The organism is Microvirga sp. KLBC 81 (assembly GCF_003075415.1).
Taxonomy (GTDB): domain Bacteria; phylum Pseudomonadota; class Alphaproteobacteria; order Rhizobiales; family Beijerinckiaceae; genus Microvirga.
In genome coordinates, this window is sequence record NZ_QDAH01000220.1 from 1 (window position 1) to 1,779 (window position 1,779).

Sequence of the window (1,779 nt, forward strand, 5' to 3'; positions counted from 1 at the left end):
CCATGCCGGCGCAGGGCATAGCCGACCTGCCGCGGCGTGAGGCCCAGGATACGCGCCGCCTTGGCCTGAACCCAGCCGGCCTTCTCCATCGCGTCGATCAGCCGGTCGCGTTCCACCAGACGCGGCCCCATTGTGGGCCAAGCGGGATCGGGCGGAGCGCAGGCCTTGACGGCCGGCCCATCCCCCTCCGAGGCGCCGAGGCGCCTGGCCGGCGGCGGTCCAGCCGGCATCCTGGTGCCGCGGGCGAGCGCGCCGGTGGCCTTGCCGCCATGCGGACGGTCGGCGCCGTTCCCGAGCAGCGCAGAAAGGCACTGGCTGTTCTGGCAGGCGAAATCCGCTGCCGCGATCGTCCTTGACCGCGCCAGGGTCGCCGTCCTTCGCACGCAGTTTTCCAGCTCCCGAACATTCCCCGGAAAGTCGCAGCGCGAGAGCACCTCCAGCGCCGACGGCGCCAAGGCGAGCTCGCGCTGGTTCTCCCTGTTGAACCGGTCGAGGACGGCTTGCGCCAGGCGTGGAATATCGCCGGGTCGGTCTCTAAGCGGGGGCAGGATAATGGGCACCACACTGATGCGGTAATACAGGTCGGCCCGGAACTCCCCCTGGACGACCGCCGTCTCGAGGTCCTTGTTGGTGGCGCAGATGAGCCGGACATCGACCTTTAGCGTTCTGGTGCCGCCGACGCGCTCCAGTTCGCCTTCCTGCAGGACGCGCAACAGCTTGGCTTGAAAGGCAGGCGATATCTCGCCGATTTCATCCAGGAGCAGGGTTCCGCCATGCGCCAATTCGAAACGGCCGGCGCGCTGTGAGACAGCTCCGGTGAAGGCGCCCTTTTCATGCCCAAACAGCTCCGATTCCAGCATGCTTTCAGGCAGCGCGGCGCAGTTCAATTTGACGAACGGCTTCCTGCTCCGGGGCGACAGCTCATGGATGGCCCGTGCAAAGACTTCCTTGCCGGTGCCGCTTTCACCGCGCAGAAGCACGGTGGTATTCGTCCGTGCCACGATCGCGATGGTCTCGAGCACCTGCGTGATTGCGGGACTTTCCCCGACAATCCAATCGAGTTTGGCATGCGGATGCCGGGCGGGGCCGGTCCTCTCCTCATCGGGCACGTTCTCCGGTCTCCGTTGCTCCTCGATCAGCCGCTGACCATCCCTGCTCAGGAGGCGATGGAGGCGGATGGTCTGGCCGCCAAGGGGGCGACCATGGTCAGGCAGCGTACGCCCTCGTCGCAGCCGACGCTGGCGGCATCGTCCCTGACGCGGTCGATCGACAATGTTCCACTGAGTTGATGCTCAGCCTTGACCGCGACCCCAACAAAGGTACTGGGGCCGCGGCTCGAAGATGGTTGACGGTCAACCTGACATGGTTCGGACGTGCTGATAGCCGGGATGACGAGCGGCATCCCCGTAGTGGCGATTTAGTCGATGACGGCGTGCGGGATGACGCGGCGAAGGCCTGATGGAGGTGGGTGTTGCCATTTGCGGTAATCTCCGGCTCTGCTTCAGTGTCCAGGACGACGCTTGCTCCATGACCTCCTGGCCGAAACGGGGAGAGGATGTTCCCGACATGGGCAAGCGTGACCTCCAGCTGGGCGGGCGTGGCCCGGACCCCAGAGATCTCGTGGATGATGCTGAGCGACATTTCCGCCTTGCGCATGGTTTTGATGGGGGGGTCAGGCCGGGTGTTCCAAGGTCCGACGTCATCGACCCGATCCCGCAGCATGTGGGTCATGGACACACCTCAGGGCTTGTCCAGGGTGCTCCTCCCCAGCGCCTTTTT

At 65.4% G+C, this 1,779-nt stretch carries 1 protein-coding gene and 1 pseudogene; one reads left to right on the forward strand and one right to left on the reverse strand.

All coding sequences use genetic code 11. The features are described 5' to 3' along the window. Positions 1-1,656, reverse strand: a pseudogene (gene nifA, locus DC522_RS33320) (nif-specific transcriptional activator NifA); the annotation flags it as partial. Here nifA and DC522_RS36670 point away from each other — a divergent pair. Next, positions 1,567-1,779 (forward strand): hypothetical protein (locus DC522_RS36670; protein WP_245444761.1); only part of this gene is annotated, 213 nt, incomplete at its 3' end. The pseudogene nifA and the gene DC522_RS36670 sit on opposite strands and share 90 nt — an antisense overlap.